17 protein-coding genes and 1 tRNA gene are annotated in these 20653 nt (G+C 31.7%); 13 read left to right on the forward strand and 5 right to left on the reverse strand.

From position 1 onward, the window contains the following. The first annotated feature begins 1794 nt into the window (after window positions 1–1794). From D1815_RS22000 to D1815_RS22010, 3 genes are all read left to right on the forward strand, one after another. Window positions 1795–1867, forward strand: a tRNA-Gly gene (locus D1815_RS22000). Window positions 1868–2020: 153 nt separating this feature from the next. Continuing rightward, window positions 2021–2743, forward strand: a complete 723-nt coding sequence (locus D1815_RS22005; RefSeq protein WP_027393683.1) for a methyltransferase domain-containing protein — start codon at window positions 2021–2023, stop codon at window positions 2741–2743. After that, window positions 2743–3678 carry a lysylphosphatidylglycerol synthase transmembrane domain-containing protein gene (locus D1815_RS22010; RefSeq protein ID WP_118389462.1) on the forward strand — a complete coding sequence of 312 codons (936 nt, stop codon included), beginning with the start codon at window positions 2743–2745 and terminating at the stop codon, window positions 3676–3678. Before D1815_RS22005 ends, D1815_RS22010 begins: the two co-directional genes overlap by 1 nt. An 8-nt stretch (window positions 3679–3686) precedes the next feature. Here D1815_RS22010 and D1815_RS22015 read toward each other — a convergent pair whose 3' ends face one another. Both D1815_RS22015 and D1815_RS22020 read right to left on the reverse strand, forming a co-directional pair. Continuing rightward, complete coding sequence (locus D1815_RS22015; protein ID WP_027393685.1) at window positions 3687–4787, reverse strand: glycosyltransferase family 2 protein; 1101 nt, start codon at window positions 4785–4787, stop codon at window positions 3687–3689. A gap of 12 nt (window positions 4788–4799) precedes the next feature. Beyond that, window positions 4800–6779 (reverse strand): lipopolysaccharide assembly protein LapB, encoded by a 1980-nt coding sequence (locus D1815_RS22020; RefSeq protein ID WP_118389464.1) that lies wholly within the window; start codon window positions 6777–6779, stop codon window positions 4800–4802. A gap of 330 nt (window positions 6780–7109) precedes the next feature. Here D1815_RS22020 and D1815_RS22025 point away from each other — a divergent pair, with 330 nt between their 5' ends. The 4 genes from D1815_RS22025 (at window position 7110) to D1815_RS22040 (ending at window position 11099) form a co-directional block, all read left to right on the forward strand. Then, window positions 7110–7685, forward strand: coding sequence for an acyltransferase (locus D1815_RS22025; RefSeq protein WP_118389466.1), 576 nt, complete (start codon window positions 7110–7112; stop codon window positions 7683–7685). A gap of 3 nt (window positions 7686–7688) precedes the next feature. Beyond that, entirely contained in the window at window positions 7689–8414 is a 726-nt protein-coding gene (locus D1815_RS22030; protein ID WP_369899337.1) for a Gfo/Idh/MocA family protein, read from the forward strand. A gap of 269 nt (window positions 8415–8683) precedes the next feature. Then, window positions 8684–9631: a glycosyltransferase family 2 protein gene (locus tag D1815_RS22035; RefSeq protein WP_027393689.1), complete on the forward strand. Its 948-nt coding sequence runs from the start codon at window positions 8684–8686 to the stop codon at window positions 9629–9631. Window position 9632: 1 nt separating this feature from the next. Further along, window positions 9633–11099 carry a hypothetical protein gene (locus D1815_RS22040; protein ID WP_147404125.1) on the forward strand — a complete coding sequence of 489 codons (1467 nt, stop codon included), beginning with the start codon at window positions 9633–9635 and terminating at the stop codon, window positions 11097–11099. Here the strand turns inward: D1815_RS22040 and D1815_RS22045 are convergent. Further along, a complete protein-coding gene (locus tag D1815_RS22045) occupies window positions 11096–12010 on the reverse strand; it encodes a glutaminase (RefSeq protein ID WP_118389470.1) in 915 nt (304 codons plus the stop codon). The genes D1815_RS22040 and D1815_RS22045 overlap by 4 nt on opposite strands. A gap of 7 nt (window positions 12011–12017) precedes the next feature. Beyond that, on the reverse strand, window positions 12018–12725 hold the full coding sequence (gene pepE / locus D1815_RS22050; protein ID WP_118389473.1) for a dipeptidase PepE: 708 nt from the start codon (window positions 12723–12725) through the stop codon (window positions 12018–12020). Window positions 12726–12833: 108 nt separating this feature from the next. On the opposite strand from pepE, the gene D1815_RS22055 reads away from it, so the two are divergent. The 6 genes from D1815_RS22055 to D1815_RS22080 all read left to right on the forward strand — a co-directional run bounded on the left by D1815_RS22055 (window position 12834) and on the right by D1815_RS22080 (window position 19671). Further along, window positions 12834–13622: a carboxypeptidase-like regulatory domain-containing protein gene (locus tag D1815_RS22055; RefSeq protein WP_035085682.1), complete on the forward strand. Its 789-nt coding sequence runs from the start codon at window positions 12834–12836 to the stop codon at window positions 13620–13622. 117 nt (window positions 13623–13739) lie between these two features. Further along, window positions 13740–14501, forward strand: coding sequence for a hypothetical protein (locus tag D1815_RS22060; protein ID WP_118389475.1), 762 nt, complete (start codon window positions 13740–13742; stop codon window positions 14499–14501). 83 nt (window positions 14502–14584) lie between these two features. After that, on the forward strand, window positions 14585–15091 hold the full coding sequence (locus D1815_RS22065) for a DUF6702 family protein (RefSeq protein WP_118389477.1): 507 nt from the start codon (window positions 14585–14587) through the stop codon (window positions 15089–15091). 61 nt (window positions 15092–15152) lie between these two features. Continuing rightward, window positions 15153–17465: a M1 family metallopeptidase gene (locus tag D1815_RS22070; protein ID WP_118389479.1), complete on the forward strand. Its 2313-nt coding sequence runs from the start codon at window positions 15153–15155 to the stop codon at window positions 17463–17465. 88 nt (window positions 17466–17553) lie between these two features. Beyond that, the gene (locus D1815_RS22075) at window positions 17554–17847 is read left to right on the forward strand and encodes a twin-arginine translocase TatA/TatE family subunit (RefSeq protein WP_027393697.1); all 294 of its coding nucleotides are present in this window, start codon (window positions 17554–17556) and stop codon (window positions 17845–17847) included. A 330-nt stretch (window positions 17848–18177) separates the two neighbouring features. After that, window positions 18178–19671, forward strand: coding sequence for a S8/S53 family peptidase (locus tag D1815_RS22080; RefSeq protein WP_118389481.1), 1494 nt, complete (start codon window positions 18178–18180; stop codon window positions 19669–19671). Between the two features lie 67 nt (window positions 19672–19738). On the opposite strand, the gene D1815_RS22085 is transcribed toward D1815_RS22080, so the two are convergent. Then, on the reverse strand, window positions 19739–20380 hold the full coding sequence (locus D1815_RS22085) for an O-methyltransferase (RefSeq protein WP_027393699.1): 642 nt from the start codon (window positions 20378–20380) through the stop codon (window positions 19739–19741). Between the last annotated feature and the right edge of the window lie 273 nt (window positions 20381–20653).

Raw genomic sequence — 20653 nt, forward strand, 5'->3', positions numbered from 1 at the left:
TGTCACCTTGCGGTCCTTGAATACCTTGTGGTCCCTGCGCACCCGTATCACCCTGAGGTCCTTGAATACCTTGTGGTCCTTGTGCACCCGTGTCACCTTGCGGTCCTTGAATACCTTGTGGTCCCTGCGCTCCGGTGTCACCCTGAGGTCCTTGAATACCTTGTGGTCCTTGTGCACCCGTGTCACCTTGCGGTCCTTGAATACCTTGTGGTCCCTGCGCACCCGTGTCACCCTGAGGTCCTTGAATACCTTGTGGTCCTTGTGCTCCAGTGTCACCTTGCGGTCCTTGAATACCTTGTGGTCCCTGTGCTCCGGTGTCACCTTGCGGTCCTTGAATACCTTGTGGTCCCTGTGCTCCAGTGTCACCTTGCGGTCCTTGAATACCTTGTGGTCCCTGCGCACCAGTATCACCTTGCGGTCCTTGAATACCTTGTGGTCCCTGTGTTCCAGTGTCACCTTGCGGTCCTTGAATACCTTGTGGTCCCTGCGCACCCGTATCACCCTGAGGTCCTTGAATACCTTGTGGTCCTTGTGGTCCCTGTGCTCCGGTGTCACCTTGCGGTCCTTGAATACCTTGTGGTCCCTGCGCTCCAGTGTCACCCTGAGGTCCTTGAATACCTTGTGGTCCTTGTGGTCCCTGTGCTCCGGTGTCACCTTGCGGTCCTTGAATACCTTGTGGTCCCTGCGCTCCAGTGTCACCCTGAGGTCCTTGAATACCTTGTGGTCCCTGTGCACCAGTGTCACCTTGCGGTCCTTGAATACCTTGTGGTCCCTGTGCTCCAGTGTCACCCTGAGGTCCTTGAATACCTTGTGGTCCCTGCGCACCCGTATCACCCTGAGGTCCTTGAATACCTTGCGGTCCTTGAATACCTTGTGGTCCTTGTGCTCCAGTAGGTCCTTGCGCACCAATGGTACCAATATTTGTTATTGTTCCATCTTCTGATGTATAGGTAAATGTACCATCTCCATTATCTAATAGTGTAGATATGGTTTCAGTAATACTTCCTCCACCGTTGGACAAGGTAATAGTATTGCCGGTTTGACTTAATATTTGGATTTCATTCGTTGGGTCAGAATCAGGGTCGTTAATAAGAGAGGTTAAATCGACTGATCCACCATCTTCTAATGTTAATACGTTAGTAATTGGGTCGAACGATAATACTTGATTATCGTTACCACTACATAGACTGGACCAACTATTATTGTTGAATTGAAAAATACATTCATCATCTGTATTATACACTAAGGCTCCATTTAATGGAGTGAGTGCATTCATTTGATTCGTATTGATTCTGGTTAAAACGAAAGCTTTATCCACGCTTTCTAGTTCCAAAATAGATGAAGTATCTATTTGATTTGGATTGTCACCAACTTTCACCTGTGCATATACATTGCTCAAAGATGAAAGTATACATATAAAAAGAAGTAATTTTACCTTCATAGGCTGTAGGAAATTTCTTTTCAAAAAAGAGTTTTACCTCTCTTTGTTTGGGGTTATCACGTAACTATTTTGTTTAAACAAAACTAGCCTTCTATCTAAGCTAATATAGATAAGTTGCTAATATATTAATATTTTCTTAACTACAAAAATACACATTTAATCCGATTAAATGCATTTTTTTTCGATAAAATACTTTTTTCAATCTATTTTAACTTGGATATAAGGTATAATTATTCAATGTTAAAGAATGATTTTTTTGATCTTAGGATCAATTGAAATTGTAATAAGAAATAAAAATAAAATTAAAAATATTTTTATTTTTAATAAAATATAATACATTTGCGAGCGCAAAAGCGGGAGTAGCTCAGTTGGTAGAGCGTCAGCCTTCCAAGCTGAATGTCGCCAGTTCGAACCTGGTCTCCCGCTCAAAGCTTCATCTTAATTAAGATGAAGCTTTTTTCTTTTTAATATTTTCTTGATTTTCAATAATTCAATATGTTTTTTATTTCCTATATAGAGGTTTTGTTAAGTAATACTTACATTCGTGATAACTGATTCCAAAAATTAATTATTTTATTTATGAATAGCAGAGGATTTACAAATATTATTAGATATTTTATGGATGAATGGTTACCGCCGGCTATAAGAGATTCTAAATTTTTTATGTTTCCGTTCTATTATTATGCATATAAGGGAAGGAATATAAAAACGGTAATGAACTTGAAATCCATAATTTTTAAGTGGTCAGAAGAAGAGTTTTCTGACTTTTACTCTAAAAGAGATACTCGGTTTTCTAATAGTAGACCGACTGATATGTCTAAACAATGTTTAAAACATGTATTTGAAAAGATAAAGTCTGATAATCAAACGTTTATTGATGTAGGATGCGGAAATGGTTTTTTACTTGATTATGCGAACAAAAAAGGTTTTAAAACTACTGGATGTGATATTATAGACGGTAAAAGCTTTACGCACAGTGAGTATTTTCAAGCTAATATAGAAAATTTGCCTTTTGAAGATGATTCCTTTGATGTGGTTTTCTCTACGCATACTTTGGAACATGTTATAGATTTTGAAAAAGCTGTTAGAGAATTAAAGAGAATTACTAAAAAAACTTTATGTGTAGTAGTTCCTTGTCAAAGAGCTTATTATTATACATTAGATGAGCATGTGCGGTTTTTTCCTTACAAATGGATGCTTGAACAAGAAATGAAAATGAAATTTTATTCTTGTAAAAAAGTACATGGTGACTTAGTATTTATAGGTAATATGGAAAAGGAAAAAAGTATTATTTTAAATTAATGACTAAGAAGTATTTGTTAAATATTGGCTTTTGGTTAAAATTTATTGGAATAATCCTATTCTTTTATTTGATATATAAAGTAGGTTGGGAAGAAACTTTTGAATCAATTAAAAAGATTTCTATTATTCATATCATTATTGCAGTATTTATTTTGTGGTTAGCTTTTTATTTAAAAAGTATAAGATGGAAAATTATTTCGAATTCATACGGAATTCCTTTAGTGCACTATAAAGCCTTTAAAGTTTTCTTTATTGGTCTTTTTTTAGCTAATATCACTCCCGGGCGATTGGGAGATTTTGGGAGGTTACTTTATATTAAGGATGAATTACCTACTCAGAAAATAGGTTGGTCTAGCTTGATTATGGATCGTCTTTTTGATTTAATTAGTTTGTTGTTTTTTAGTTTATTAGCGTTGTTTTATTATCAGTTTAATTTTGATATTCTGAAACTACCAAATAACTATAAAGGGCTGGTATTTTTGTTTATAGGGGTGATATCTTTTTTTTTATTTATTTACGGGTTTAGAGGTAAATTTAACAGAATTATTAAGCCTTGGAGAAGAGCGTTTAATTCTCATAATCTTGGGTGGTCAAAAAGTATACTAAGTTTCGTAATTACCTGTCTTAGTATGATTATGATATATGGAATTTTTAATTATGTTGCTTGGGCTATGGATATTGAGATTGATCATTTAGGGTTATTTTTAGGGACTTTTGTTTTGGGAATACTGACATTACTTCCTGTTACAGTTTTAGGAATTGGAGTTCGCGAAACATCTTTAATTTTTATTTTTCAATTGTATGATCTTTCGGCTGAAGATGCTATAGCATTATCTTTAATTATATTTATTCTTCAATTAATTTCATTTATTCCTGGAGCTATTTTGTTTTATTTATCACCGATACGTTTAAAAGACTTAAGACAAATGAAATAGTAATTTTATTATTTGGATAACCTTTCGTTATCCTGAATATCCATCCACATTGCGAATAACAAAGATTGAAACCCTGATATGGTTAGGAAGATAAATATGATTAGGTAATCTGTTGGCGTTTTAGAATTTGGAACAAAAAAATTAGCTATTAACTGGTAGAAGAAATAACTATTAATGATGCAAATAATAAAAGCTACCCAGTAAAGTAAATATAACGGATGAAAACTTCTATATAAATACTTTGTTTGAAGCCTTTTGAAAAAACAACGAACTAATAAAAAGAGTATGGGTAAAGATACTTTGATAATATTTAATTTTGATTTTTCACCTACACCATATATTGGTTTAATCTTTACTTCTCTAATAGTACAGAATGCAATATTAAGTTTTACTAATAAATCATTAGGCATTCCATATCTTTTATATATGTCATAAAGAGGTACAGAGTTTAGGGCATTATTTGATATTGCGGTATATCCACTTTGGGTATCTGACACACCCCAGTATCCTGAGGCAATTTTGGTTAGTATGCTAAGAATTGAATTACCTAAAAAACGTACTCTTGGGATAATTACCCAAGCGCTTTTATGAATCAAGCGATTTCCTTTAACATAATCAATATCTTCTGCTATAACGGGTTTACATATAGATTCTAATTCATCTGGATCCATTTGTCCATCTCCAGCCATAACTGCTGTGCAATCAATATCATGATCTTTACACCACTTATATCCAGTCGCAATAGCTGCCCCAACACCTCCATTTTCTAGATGTTTAATTACAATTATTTTTTCTGTATTGGGATTTTTATTAAGAATTTCTGAAGGAGTAAATTTTTGAATTTCATCAATGCTTTTTCGCTTTACCTCAATATCCGCACGATTATATATATTAGGAGCAATTTCGTTGTTTAGGTTAGAAGTTAGTTCAAGAGTTGATGTGTTGTCGGTTAGGTTTTTTATTACTGTTCCGACAGTATCGTCTTTCGAAGCATCATCAACTACAATAATTCTATCAACAAAAGAAGGCATGCTATCTAGAACCATCATTATTTGTTGAGATTCGTTATAACAGGGTACTACTACTGCAACTGTTTTATTGTCAAGCATTATATTTTGGTTTTATTCTTTATTTGTTTTTTTGAGATTACTCGTGGCCCATTTTAAATTATTTTTTGCTAATGAATAATTTGGACTTAATTTAATTGCTTTTTGACAAGCTTCGGCTCCAAGTTTCCATTTTTGTAATTGATTGTACGCAGAACATATATTGTTATAAGCAAAAGCATTTTTCGGATCAATTTGTAATATTTTTTCGCAGGTTGTTATAACTAATTTATATTCTTTTATTTGATAATATTTTAAACTTAGATCTAAAAGCTTTATAGGATCTTTGGTGTTTTTTGTTTGATTTTTTAATGAGCTTATTTCCTCTTGTATTTTAGTTAAGTTTTTTGAAATGTTATTTAAAAGGTTCTTAGATAGAGTATGATTAGGGCTTTTTTGAAGCGCAATTTTTACGTGCTTTTCAGCTTTTAAATATTTTTTTTGATCAAAAAGAAATTTTGCATAATAATAGTCGGCAGAAGGAGAGCTCGTACTTAATTTAATTGCAGAATTGAAATATTCTTCAGCTTTACTATAATCTTTTTTAGCAGCGTGAAGAATTGCTAAATTTATATGTAAAACATAATAATTTGGACTTAATGAATAGGCTTTATTGAAGTAATTGAGTGCTATATCATAATTTCCTTTTTGCATTTGGGTCAAACCATAATTCATCTGTCCTCTTCCATTTTTAGGGCTTTTGACAACCACATCAAGCCAAATAGACTCAATGGAGTTCCAAACTTTATTTCTTTGAATAGTACCATATCCGTGGCCTAAAAGAATTAAAGTAATGATAGATATGATGTAAATGTTTTGTTTTTTTTCTTTCTCTATGGTCTTTTGTTTTTCAATAATTTTTAGTAATCCATATGGGACAGCAATAAAAAGTCCAATAAAAGGAAAAAACATTCTATGGTCGTTGGCGATTTGGAAAAGAGGATTTAGAGTTGTCGGCAATAAAGCAATAAAGAACCAAGCTATACCAAATGAAATAGGTCTTAATTCTTTTTTTAAAGCTGTTTTTACCATTGTAAATAACATTACAATTATTATACTTAATCCAAATAGTGTTTTATAGCTGTACCATGGCTTTATAATAGTGAAATCTGGATCTGCACTAAGGTTTATGGGTAAAATAAAGTTGCTTAAATAGTGTGTGATAATGTACCATTGTGTGCTGAAGTATTCAAATCTTGTAACAAAATAATTAGTAGAATCTGTAGATTCAGGAGTTAGGTAATATTGATTTAAAATAAAGAGAGAAGAAGCTATAATTCCAGCAGGAGCAGTTTTTTTTAAAATTTTTAGGAGCTTGGTAAGAATATTTTTCTTAGAAGGAGATAAAACTTCATGTTCTTCAAAAAGTATTACGTAAGATACTAAAATAGGAAAAAACATGACCCCAGTTTGTTTTGTCCATATTCCAATAACCATAGTTATAAGATAAAGGTGCCATTTTCTAGTTGTAGTGTTTATGTATAAAATGAGAGAAGCTACAATACATAATGTTGAAAAAGAATCTGACCTAGCGCATATATAATTAATAGTTTCCGCATTTGCAGCATGAAACGCAAACCAAGCGGTTGCGAACAATGCAGTTAGCCCAACAAACTTATTTTTTGTTAGAGATGTTTTATAGATATGTTTCGATAACAGAAAAACTAATACAATTAATACTAAAAACCATAAAAAGATGTGGTAATGATAATAGTTAGAGTCCAATTTTCCAGCAATATTGTAATCGATAGCGTTCATCAATGTGATTATAGGTCGGTACGCTCTATTTCCAGGTAATGAACTGAATGTATCTGCATCCTTGAAAAAAACAAGCCAATTATCTAAAGTTCTTATAGAATCGTTGTTTACGACTGTATGCATGTCGTCGAAGATAAAGGGATTGTCGAAATGGTTGATGTATATAAAAAAAGTAGCAATTAGTATTACTACTAAGATTTTTAATTCGAATTTTTTGGAAGTAAAATTTTTAAACATCTAGCTTTAAAATTTTAATTGTACTTGGGGATTGGATTGCTTATAGTTTATTAAGATCTGGGATTGTAGTATCCTTTGTTTTTAGTATTAATGGGTTTAAATATAGTTGTTTTTATGTCTTTTTAATTGTATTGAAGATAAATATTTTTGTTTATGTTAAGTATTTATTTGTTTGATAAATAACCCTGATGAATTTAAATCGAAAATAATTAAGCTTTAAAAAAGTATTTTTTCTAAAACAAATAAACAAAATGAATTATTTTATATTTGGGAGACGCATATTCTGTATAGTGAGACTAACAAAGTTTCTTACAGAAATAAATTAACCAAATGGATAAGAATTATTTTGCTCATGAAACGTCAGTGGTAGATGATGGGTGTTTTATAGGAGAAGGTAGTAAAATATGGCATTTTTCTCATATTATGCCTAGTTCCGTAATAGGTAGAAAATGTAACATAGGACAAAATGTAGTGGTTTCACCGGAAGTGATTTTAGGGGATAATGTAAAAGTTCAAAATAACGTTTCTTTGTACACGGGAGTTGTTTGTGATGATGATGTTTTTTTGGGACCTTCTTGTGTTTTTACTAATGTTACCAATCCTAGAAGTGCTATAAGTAGGAAAAATGAATACGCCAAAACTCATGTAGGTAAAGGAGCTACTATTGGAGCTAATGCTACTATTGTTTGTGGCAATAATATTGGTATGTATGCATTTATAGGTGCTGGTACGGTTGTTACAAAAGAAGTGAAACCATATGCCCTAGTTGTTGGGAATCCTGCCAAGCAAATAGGGTGGATGAGCGAATATGGACATAGACTGGATTTTAATGCAGATGATATAGCTGTCTGCCCAGAAAGTAAAGAGAAATATGAGCTTATCGGAGGAGACGTTTTTAAAATTTAATAGATGAAAAATAAGAACTTTGCAATTATGGGTGTTGGAGGTTATATAGCTCCAAGACACTTAAAAGCAATTAAGGATACAGAGAATAATCTGATAGCTGCACTGGATAAATTCGATAGCGTTGGCGTTATTGATAGTTATTTCCCTGAATCACATTTTTTCGTGGAATTTGAACGTTTTGATAGACATATAGAGAAATTAAAGAGAAGAAGAAATATTCAACTTGATTATGTTAGTATTTGTACACCAAATTATTTACATGATTCTCATATTAGAATGGCATTAAGAAGAGGAGCAAGTGCAATATGTGAGAAACCACTAGTTCTTAATCCTTGGAATATAGACACATTGGTTGAGATTGAAAAAGAATCTGAAGGGAAAGTAAATACTATTTTGCAATTGAGATTGCATCCAAGTATTATAGCATTAAAGGAGAAGGTAGATAATGGTCCTAAAGATAAGATTTATGATTTCGACTTGACTTACCTAACTTCTCGCGGTAATTGGTATCACGCTTCTTGGAAAGGTGATGTTTCTAAATCTGGTGGAATAGCAACAAATATTGGGGTTCATTTTTACGATATGTTATCTTGGGTTTTTGGAAAGGTTAAAGGAAACAAAGTTCATTTATTGACAGATGATAGTGCTTCTGGATTTTTAGAATTCGAAAAAGCTAGGGTTCGTTGGTTTTTATCTATTAATTACGAGAAATATTCCAGAAGTTATTAAAGCACAAGGAAAAAGAACATATCGCTCAATTACCATTGATAATGAAGAAATAGAGTTTAGTACTGGGTTTACAGAGTTACATACACGTAGTTATAAGAGTATATTAGAAGGTAAAGGTTATGGACTTATGGATGCTAAAACCTCAATACAAATTGTCCATGATATTAGAAATGCTGAAATTGTTTCTTTAAAAGAAGATTACCACCCTTTTGTGAAGAAAGTAATTTAGATTTCTTGTTTTGAATAATGTCGAATCTCAATAACCAAAAATGAATAAGCAAAATATCTCAATTGTAATATCATTGTTTAATGAAGAGAAGGGTGTGATTCATTTTTGGAATTCGTTGGAGAGCGTATTGATTTCCATGCCAGAGAGAAGTTTTGAACTTATATGGGTAAATGATGGAAGTACTGATGGAACGCAAAGGTTAATTGATGAAATAAGAAAAGAAAAATCATTGAATAATATTAAAAATATTAGCATTGAGTTTTCTAAAAATTTCGGGCATGAATCTGCAATGATAGCAGGGATTGATAATGCTTCCGGAGATGCAATTATTTGTATAGATTCTGATGGCCAACACCCGCCAGCAGAAATACCTAAGATGATTAATGCTTTTAATGAAGGAAATGATATTGTATTAATGCAGCGTTTAGAAAGAGGTGATAATAGCTATGTTAAAAAGAAATTTTCAAAATTCTTTTATCAAATAATAAATTACTTGTCAGCCATTAAATTTGAAGAAAATTCCACTGATTTCTTTTTAGTTTCTAATCGTATTAAAGTTATACTTGCCTCTAATTTTCGAGACCGTAATAGATTTATACGAGGTTTTATACAATCATTAGGTTTTTCTAAAAGTAAATTATCATTCAGCGCACCTGCAAGAGAATATGGAGAGAGTAATTATTCTTATCTCATGTTGCTTAAGTTAGCCTTTAATGCAATATTTTCTTTTTCTAATAAGCCATTGAGAATTAGTGTTTTGTTGTCGGCTGTTTTTATTTTATTTACTTTAGGAATGATAGGGTATACATTATATACTTATTTAAACGGAACTTCAGCTCCGTCAGGATATAACACTATTATAATTTTTATGTCAGCTTCTTTTTCAATTCTGTTTGTTACACTTTCTATCTTGTCACTTTATTTCGAAAAATTAATACAAGAAATGCGTAAAAGACCTATTTATATTATTAAGCAAAAAAATGATTAGTATGAATTCATTGATGAACATAACTGGTCGTTTTGAAGTGTTTTTAAAAAGTAAAAAAGGGCTTGTCACAATTTTGTTGTCAATAATTCTTTTTAATACTGGATTGTATGTAAAATCTAGTTATAGTGATTATTCTTCAATTCAAGCTAGAAGGGATGCTTCAGGTTTCTCCCACGATAAAGCATATAAATTTGCTTATTTTTATTTCTACACAGGTCATTTCCCTTTAGCTACATTAAATACTGATTTAAAATATTCTGAAGAAGGTGCAAATAAAGAAATAACCAATAGAGGTAAGGATTTGATTATGGAATATAAGCATTGGTCGAGACTTGGTGAAAGTGCTCGAATTTTAGCTTATTTACCGAATGCTTATCTTAAAGGCTCTCCAGAAAACCCTTCTATTAAATTGTTTAATGCTTTCGTGTTTACTATTGGGCTGTTACTATTATTCTTTGGGTTTTGGAGACTAAGAAAACCAATGTTTGGTTTTCTTTTGTGTGTTTTAATCAATAGCACTCCTTTTTTTCTTTATGAAGTGTATTCCCATGAAAATATTTTTGGATTAATGGCTTCTGTTTTTTTTATAATATTAGGGCTAAATGTAAATGTATTGTTTTCTGCATCTATTGATTATTTTAAATTAATTTTGACGGCAATAATTTCTGGGATAACGATTGGTTTTTTTAGTGAATTTAGAAATGAAATTTCAGTAGTTTTAGTTTCATTGTTATTGATCTATATGTTGTCTAAACATATTAAGTTAATTCCGAAAATAATTTTAGTTTTAACAGTTGTATTTTTCTTTAATTCTTGTAAGTCATATATTAGAAATGAGTTTAATCTAAAGTTTGAAAAGACCAGTCATTTAGTAAGTCTTTATGGAGGGCATGTGTATAATGGAGCTAAAATTAAGGGTCATAATTTTTGGCACCCTATGTTTTGCGGATTAGGAGATTTTGATACTAAATATGGGTATGAATGGAATGATATAAAAGCATACAATTATGCAATTCCTATTCTAAATAATAGGTATAGTATGAATATCCATTATTCGGGTAAATATCAGACAGATGATTACTACGATGATTATAGGTTGTATTATAAAAAACCAGAAGAATTATCACATTATGAAGAAGTGGTAAAAGAAAAAGTGTTGACGGACATAAAAAATGATCCTTTTTGGTATGCTAATATCATAGTAAAAAGAATATTTAGGACATTAACAACAACAATACCTGTACCTTACTTAGGTTTATTATTATTCCCAGTTTTTTATTTTTTGTTAAAGCGGAAAGATTGGGACTGGATCAAGCTTATTATAGTTTCTCTTCCTTTATCAGCTACTTCTATTATAGTACATTCAGGAAAAGGTACTACTTATAACTCATTATTCGTTTATTTTGTATTGGTGATTATTTGTGTTCAATTATATGACCATTACAGACGGAAGGCCGATATCACTTAAAATATAGAAAACCCAGTTAAGGTTGTTAATCTTTCTAATGCATACATTCCTAATTCAGAATTTCCTTTTGGGTTTAATGGGGGGCTCCAGGTTGTAACGGCATATTGACCTGGATGAATAGCAGCAATTCCACCACCAACACCACTTTTGCCAGGCAAACCTACTCTAAAACTAAACTCTCCTGCTTCATCATAAAAACCACAAGTTTGCATAATAGCATTAATACGTTTTGTTTTTCTTTCAGAAATCACTTGTTTTTCATCAAATAGAGTTCTTCCAGAATTTGCATAAACCATAAAAGCGGTCGCTAATTCTTTACAAGACATAGCTATAGAACATTGGTAAATGTACAAGTCTAATACAGTTTCTATGTCGTTTTTGATATTGCCAAAAGATTTCATTAAATGCAGTAAAGAAGCATTTCTATGACTATATTTCATTTCAGACTTAAAAACTTTTGAGTTCACATCAATAGTTGTATTTCCCGAAATTTTACGAATAAATTCTAAAAGTTGTTTCTTGGGATTTTCTAGCGTCGAAACTAAGACATCAGCAATGACCAGAGCACCTGAATTTATCAATGGATTTCTTGGTATTCCGTTTTCGTATTCTAATTGTACTAAAGAATTAAAAGGATCTCCAGAAGGTTCTACATCTACACGTTCAAATAATTCATCATCTAATAAAGACATCGCTAGTGTTAAAGAAAATACTTTAGATATACTTTGAATGGAAAATTGTTCCTGTTCATTTCCAAAACCATAATGACCTGAGCTAATACAATATAAATGCATTCCAAATTTATTTGGATCCACTTTAGCCAATTCAGGAATATAGGAGGCTACCTTTCCATTATTTTGTTTATTCGATAATTCTTCTTGAATGGTGTCAAGAATTTTTTGGTACTGCATACAAAGTTTAATTTAAACCTAATAAAGAGCTATCAGGCTCTATTTCATAAGGAATTTTGTTTTGTTCAAAAATCCTAGCAGAGAATTCTCCCTTTAACTGAATATCATTCTCCTGAATTCTTAACCAACTCGCTTCTCTAAGTCCAACTACAGGTTGTGGATTTAACTTATGAAATTCTTTAATACGTGTTTCCCTAGTTTCTCCTTTATGTGTAGAGTTTGGATCAGGGTCTAAATAATGTGCGTTTATATTAAAAGGCATAACCCCTAGTGTTTTAAGACTTGGAGGATGTACAATAGGCATATCATTAGTGGTCTGCATGGTAAGCCCACAAATATTACTTCCAGCACTGGTGCCTAAATAAGGAACACCTGTGTCAATTGCTTGTTTAAGAGGTTCTAGTACATTATTTCTATATAATTGATTAACGAGTAGGAACGTATTTCCTCCACCAGTAAAAACTCCTTGTGTATTTTCGAATGCTTCCGTTATATCAGAAAACATATGGATCCCAAGTATTCTTTTATTTATTTTCTTAAAAATATTGTTAACTCCTATGGTATATTCATCTAGGGAGATCCCTCCTGGACGTGCATATGGGATAAACAAAATTTGTTCAGAATCTTTATAAAGCTCAATTAAAGTATCAAATAAATATTCTAATGGACCACTTCCATGGATGGTAGAGGTACTTGCAATGACACAGTTTTGCATATAATTGTTTTTAGTAAAGGTAGTTTAACGTTTTCTTATAGAGAAATCTTCAAAACATATTGAAAAAATATAGTATCTTCAATACATACAAATTTAACCCAGCTAACTATGAAAATGAAATTATCCCTACTATTTATATGCTTTACAATTAGTTTTTCTTTTGCCCAAATAACTTCGAGAGTTATGATTGATGGTCGCGTGAGTGCCCCTATTGGTGATGATGTAGAGGGTGTTGTTGTCTATAATTTGACTACTAAAAAAGGGACTATTACAGATGATAAAGGTAATTTTAGGATAAGTGTTGGCACCAATGATAAAATAGAGGTAATTGCGATGCAATATCAAAAGTTTGTTGTATTAATTGATAAAGGGGTATTAAATAATAGGAGATTGAATATTTTTTTGAATGAATCCGTTAATCTGCTAGATGAAGTTATTGTTACTCCATACGATCTGTTGGGTAACGTTTCTATTGATGTTAAAAAAATTGATGTTTCGGAGAGTGGATTAGATGATGTTGCTAGACTTACTTCCGATAGAATTAATGATACAGATTATGATTGGACAGCGGATGAATTATCTGAGTTAGAAAACAAAGTCTTTTTAGAGGATAGGATGATTTATGGACTTAATTTTGTAAACCTTTTTAAAGTAGTTTTTAAAAATAAAGACAATAATGATGATAAGACCCCTGCTGATATTGATGTAAAGGTCAGAAAAATGTATAATGATGAGTTTTTTAAAACAAACTTAGCGTTAGAAATGGATCAAATTAATGATTTTATCTTTTTTGCAGAAGAAAATGGGTTAGATAAATCATACCTAGAAGAAGGTAATGAATTGAATCTTCTCGAATTTTTGGTGTCTCAAAGTAAAGTTTATAAAGATCGTAAATAACGTTTTTAATAGCGCAACATTTTTAAAGACCTTTCGTCTTTTGAATTAGTATGACAGGGTTTCTAGGTTTATCCATAAGAAAACATATCGAATCGGGTCATAAAACTAATTCATCATATGGCCAGAATTTTACCTATTCTTATATTTTTTGTTGTTATAACTAACACTTTTGGACAATCTCAAAGATTAAAGGGAGTTATCGTTGCTGATTCATTAGATGGATTTGCCATAAATATTGTAAACTATACTAAGAAGATAGGAACTACCAATGATGACAAAGGTTATTTTGAAATTCCTGTATCAATTAATGATTCCATTATTTTTTCTTCTGTCCAATATGAGATAGTCTCTCTTGTTGTAGGAGATTTTGATATAAATAACGAAGATTTTCGAATAAAACTGACTCCTATTGTAAGAAAACTGGATCAAGTAAATGTTAGTAATATTAATCTTTCAGGAAATATTGATAAAGATACTAAAGGTATTAAGACAAAACCTTTTGTAAGTAATAAGAGTTTGGGGCTCCCATTTAGAGATATAAAACAACCTACCCAAGTAGAAAGAAGAATCTATACTGCAAAATCTGGAATTATAGATCGCCCGATTAATTATTTAAATGGAACGCTAAAAAAATTAAAAAAAATAAAAGCTATTCAGGATTTAGATAAACTAATTCATAAAGGTGAAACCTCATTTAGTGTTACATTTTTTACAAATGATTTGGGATTGTCAGAAGATCTAATATCTGATTTTATGTATTATTGCGCGGAAGATAGCTATTTTGAAAACTTATTAGAAAACACTAAAAAATTATCATTATTAGAGTTTTTTCAGACCAAAGCAAAGTCCTATAAAGAGTTTAAAGAAATTGATAAATAACTTTCTTTTTATTTAATAAAACATTTTTGGCATAATATTTTATGTCAAAATAGTACATTTACCATCGTATAAATTATTTTAAATTGAAGAAATTATTAATTATTTTATCAGTATTTCTGGTTTCATTGAGTTCGTTTACCGCCTTACATAAATTCTATGTTAGTGTAACACAAATAGAATATAAAGAAGAAGAGAAATCTTTGCAGATTATTTCCAGGATTTTTGTCGATGATATAGAAGAAGTTCTTAGAAAAAGATATGATGAGACGATAGAGTTAGTTTCTAATGAACAGGAAGAAAAGGTAGATCAGTATCTAACTACATATTTAAAACAAAAGCTATCTATTACAGTAAATGGAGAGGAAGTCTTTTTTAATTTCATAGGGAAAGAATATGATAATGATTTAGTCCTGTGTTATCTAGAGGTAGAAAATGTAGAATCCTTAAAAACGATAGTTGTTTCTAATCAAGTTTTGATGGATTTCTTTGATGATCAGCAGAATATCATACATGTCAAAAAACAAGAAAAACGTAAAAGCCTTATACTCGAAAAAGAAAAAGATCAAGGCATGTTAAAGTTTAGTAAATAAATCACTAAACTTTTAAAAAACAACTATTTTGCAATTTATTACTTAACACAATTACACTCTAATGAAAAAAACACTTTTTATTCTCACAGTAGGGTTCTTTATTTCTAGCTTAGGACTGTACGCTCAAAATGAAAAAAACAGCGAGGAAGCTCGTGAATTGGGGCATACAAATCAGAATAAGTTTAAGCAAATGTATGATGAGTTTGCTACACCTAATATGTATCGAACTGCTTCTGGAGCTCCAGGTTCTGCTTACTATCAACAGCAAGCAGATTATAAAATGGATATCGAGCTTGATGATAAAAACAAAAAACTTACAGGTAAAGAAACTATTACCTATACTAATAATTCTCCTGATAATTTAGAATTTCTTTGGATACAATTAGATCAGAATATGCGATCTAGAAAATCAAAAACGCCATTAATTCAACCAACTAGAGTGGACGCAACTGATCCACCAAATAGATTTGTAGGTAAATATTTAGGAGAGTCTTTTGATGGAGGATTTAATATCACGGCTGTTAAAGATGCTTCGGGTAAACCTTTAGAATATACTATTAATGGAACAATGATGCGTGTAGAGATGCCTAAAAATTTAGCATCTGGTAGTAAATTTGTGTTTTCTATAGATTGGTGGTATAACATTAACGATCACGTTAATGGAAGAGGAAGATCGGGTTATGAAGAATTCGAAGATGGAAATAGAGCGTATGTTATTGCACAGTTTTATCCTAGAATGGCAGTGTATAATGATGTAGAAGGATGGCAGAATCACCAATTCTGGGGAAGAGGAGAGTTTGCACTTCCTTTTGGAGATTTCGATGTTAATATTACAGTACCAGCGGATCATATTTTAGATGCGACTGGAGTTTTGGTAAACAGAAAAGAGGTATTTACTAAAGAAATGATGAGTCGTTACGAAAAGGCTAAGAAATCATATGATAAACCAGTTCTTATTGTAACTCAAAAAGAAGCAGAAGCTAAAGAAAAAACATTTTCCGAAAGCAAAAAAACTTGGAGACTTAGTGCAAAAAATGTAAGAGATTTTGGGTTTGCCACTTCTAGAAGATTTATTTGGGATATGATGGCGGTAAAAATTGGAGGTAAAGATGTAATGGCGGTTTCCATGTATCCTAAAGAAGGAAATCCTTTATGGGAAGATTGGTCAACTAAAGCCGTAGCAAGTACTTTAAAATCGTATAGTAGAATGACCTTTGATTACCCATATCACAAAGCTATTTCTGTACATGCTAAGAATCAAGGTATGGAATACCCTATGATTTGTTGGAATTATGGTAGACCTGATAAAAAAGGAAAATTTAGTGATCGTACTAAATTTGGTATGATGAGTGTTATTATTCACGAAGTTGGACATAACTTTTTTCCAATGATTGTAAATAGTGATGAGCGTCAATGGACTTGGATGGATGAAGGTCTTAATACTTTTGTTCAATATGTTGCCGAGCAAGATTTTGGAGAATGGTATCCAGATGCAATTGCACCGCTTAAAAAATACCCTTCTCGAAGAGGACCAGCTGCTAAAATAGTTCCTTATATGAGTGGAGACCAGAGTTTTATATCTCCTATTATGTCTCAGTCTAATAATATTTATCAATTTGGTTCTAATGCATATTCCAAACCGGCTACGGGATTAAATATTCTTAGAGAAACTGTTATGGGTAGAGATCTTTTTGATTATTCTTTTAGAACATATTCTCAAAGATGGATGTTTAAGCATCCAACACCAGAAGATTTCTTTAGAACTATGGAAGATGCATCTGCTGTGGATTTAGATTGGTTCTGGAGAGGATGGTTCTATACTACAGATTACACAGATATCGGTGTTAAAGATGTTAAGAAATATGTTGTTTCGAAAGAACCAAATCAAAGAGCAAAGGATTTTGCAGCTGCACGAGGAGCTAAAATTGAAGATTTTGGGCCATTGGTATTTATGGTAGAAGAAGGTAGTGAGGAATATGAAAAAATCAAAAAGAATGGTAATATCATTGATAATGCTAAGACCTTAAAAGAATATTTGATTGATAATTTTTCTGTAGAAGAAAGAGAAGTTCTTAAGGAGCCAAAATATTTTTATGAAGTTACCTTTGAAAAACCTGGTGGTTTAGTAATGCCATTAATAGTAGAGTATACTTATGAAGATGGTACTACAGAGACTATAACGTATCCAGCGGAGATTTGGAGAAAAAATGATGCAGCTGTAAAAAGAGCGATCGCTTCAGAAAAAGCAATTTCTAAAATTGTTGTAGATCCTAATCAAGAGACTGCTGATATCGATACTTCTAATAATAGCTGGCCTAAGAATAAAAAATTAGGAAAATTTGATAAGTTTAAAAATAAGGTAAAAGGGCAATAGTTAAAAAACCTTTAAATTATAGATTAAAGCCGTTCGTGATCACGAACGGCTTTTTTGTATACATTATTGTAGCTATATTTGCACTGATATGATTGTATTACCTTTATTTATAAGCGGAACAGAAATTGCCTTTATAGTATTTATTTTGGTTATGGTTTTCGGAGCAGATAAAATACCTGAAATAGCAAGAGGTTTAGGTAAAGGTATGAGAATTGTAAAAGATGCTACCAATGATATCAAATCTGAAATTACCAAAAGCGCTGAAAAGCACGGAATAGATACAGATATTCCTTCTTCTATTACTTCAGATATCAAGAAAGAAATAAATCAAGTTAAAAGTGATATCGAAGATGTTACTGGTCCAGTAAAACGTAAATTCTAACTTTACGACACCTTTTTTTAGTATTTCAATAAAAAACCTTCCTTTTTTATAACAAACTTTAAAAAAATCCTTTGTTTTTTAAGTTTACTTCATTCTGTAGTATTTTTCTGTAAAACCCTTATAAACATTGGTATTTAGAACCAGTTTTTAGTCCTATGCAAGCATAGGAACGCAATTATTTTTAAGATTCTTTCAATATAATGTATCAATATTTAGATTTTATTTAATAAATTAGTACAGAAATTAACTAAATGATAATTATTTGATGTTTTTAAGGAAATAAAGACCTTAGAAATCATTAACACACAAACTCATTAATCTTATACTAAAATGAAAAAAATTATTCCTCTAATTTTAGGGTTATTCCTTGTTGTATCTTGTTCAAAAAATAATCCTGAAGAAATTATTGACGAGAGTCTGGATTCTCAGAAAATTCTATCCATCGAAGAGATTAACTCCTTTATTGAGACACAGCTTAAGCAAAATGGTGATTTGGATTGGGCTAATGATGCATCAGCACATATGTTATATAGTGCAGTGATGCATGGAGGTGAAGTATTAACAATTGGTTTCGGAGAAAAAGGAGAAAGTTTTATTGAAGGAACAGAACGATCGTCTAGATTAAATATTATTGTAGAAGATATTTATGGTACTGTTCAGAAGAGTGAAGGAGAAAAACGTTCTAATTTTCAAATTACAGAAGATGATGTATTGAATGTTTTAGATTTAAAAGTAACCAAGTTGGAAACAATTGAAGAGTTACTTGCAATGGATAATATTCGTTATTTAGAACCTAATGGTTATGGGTTTTATTTACAGGAAGAAGTGCAACAAAAATCTGCAGGTTGTTCTCAAAGTGGACAATCTATTAACAGTGCTGATTATAGCGTGATTTCTCCTAATGCGAGATTACCTTGGAATTATAAAAATCATAATATTGATGATGCTTGGAGCCTGAGTACTGGAGCAGGAATTACTGTTGGGCTTATAGATACTGGCTTATCAGCTAACCAAAATCTTTTAGGAAATGGTTTTAATGATGGAGCTTCTAATGGAAGATCTGTACAGCGTTTCGGAACATTTATTGACTCTCCTTGGTGGTGGTCTAATAATGTTGATGGCCCGAACGATAAGTGTGGGCACGGAACTCAGATGGCTTCTGCTATTGCCTCACCACGTAATAATGATTTTATGCCAGTTGGTGTTGCATACAATTCTAATTTGGTAGCATATAGAGGAACAGAAGATGTTGTTTTAAACGATTATCACGAACGCAAAGGAGTGAGTAATGCATTAAAAGCATTAGGGAATAGAAGTGATGTTAAAATAATTTCCATGTCAGTAGGATATCCTTGGTCTATAGGAAATGTAAAAGATGCTGTTAAGTATGCGTACGGAAAAGGTAAAATGATCATGGCAGCCGGAGGAACATCTACTACTTTTACCAATTGGTATGGTGTTATATTTCCAGCAAGTATGAGTGAAACTGTTGCAGTAACAGGATTAAAAGATAATGGATATAATCGTTGTGATATCTGTCATGATGGTAGTAAAATTGATTTTACTATTATTATGCAAAGAGCTAGTAACACTAGTAGAACTGTACCAGTATTAGGGTTTAATAATGGAGCACAATCTTATGTTGGCGGATCTTCTGTAGCAACAGCTATGACTGCTGGTATTGCGGCATTAGTTTGGTCACGTAATCCTAATATGTCTAGAGCGCAAGTATTGGATAAGTTAAAAAGAGCAGGAGAGTTTTATCCTAATCGAAATAGTAAATTTGGTTACGGTAATATCGACGCACTAAAAGCAGTGCAATAATTAATGAATTAGCAATTGTAGTTACTAATACATCTGAAAAGTGGGGTCTTTATAGATTCCACTTTTTTTATAATACTCTACTAATTGTTAATCCATCTCTAATAGGTAATAATACGGTTTCGATACGATTATCATCTACTAACATTTTATTATATGCTAACAGAGCTTTTGTAGAAAGATCATCTTTTTTTATATCCTCAATAACTTTACCACTCCATAGAACATTATCTGATAAAATAACACCTCCAGGATTCATTTTATCAATAATTAAATCAAAATAAGTAGGATAGTTTGGTTTGTCTGCATCGATAAAAACCAAATCAAATTTCATAGCTAGATTTGGAATAATCTCAGTAGCATTACCTATGTGTTGATGTATTTGATTACCATAAGGTGAAAGGTCAAAATACTTTCGTTGGAAATCTTCCAATTCTTCATTAATATCTATGGTATGGAGTTCTCCATCTTTTCGCATTCCTTCGGCAATACATAAAGCCGAATAGCCAGTATAAGTGCCAATTTCTAAAATATTTTTCGGATTAATTAGTTTAGAGAGGATACTTAATACACGACCTTGGTATGGTCCACTTAGCATACGAGGTTGTAATATTTTTTGGTAGGTCTCACGAGTTAATTGCTCCAATAACTCAGGTTCTTTTTCTGTATGATTTACTACATAAGTATCTAATGCTTCTGGTATGAAGTGCATAGGGTGTTATTTTTTTTGCAAAGCTAGTAATTTTGGGAACTAAATATTTAAAGAGTATAATTTTATAAATATTCTTTTAGATTAGGGGAATTATAATTTTGCTGAAGCAAAAGTTCTTTTGAAAAAAATGCAGTAGTTTTTGAATAAACCGCTGCAATACTTATTCTATATTTCTAACAATATAAAATTCTGTTGCCTGTAGATTAATAAGGTGCGAAAAATCAATCTAGCCTGGGGAAAATAATCTGTCCACATTATCCAGGACCGCAAGGA

It is taken from the genome of Aquimarina sp. AD1 (assembly GCF_003443695.1).
Lineage (GTDB): Bacteria > Bacteroidota > Bacteroidia > Flavobacteriales > Flavobacteriaceae > Aquimarina > Aquimarina latercula.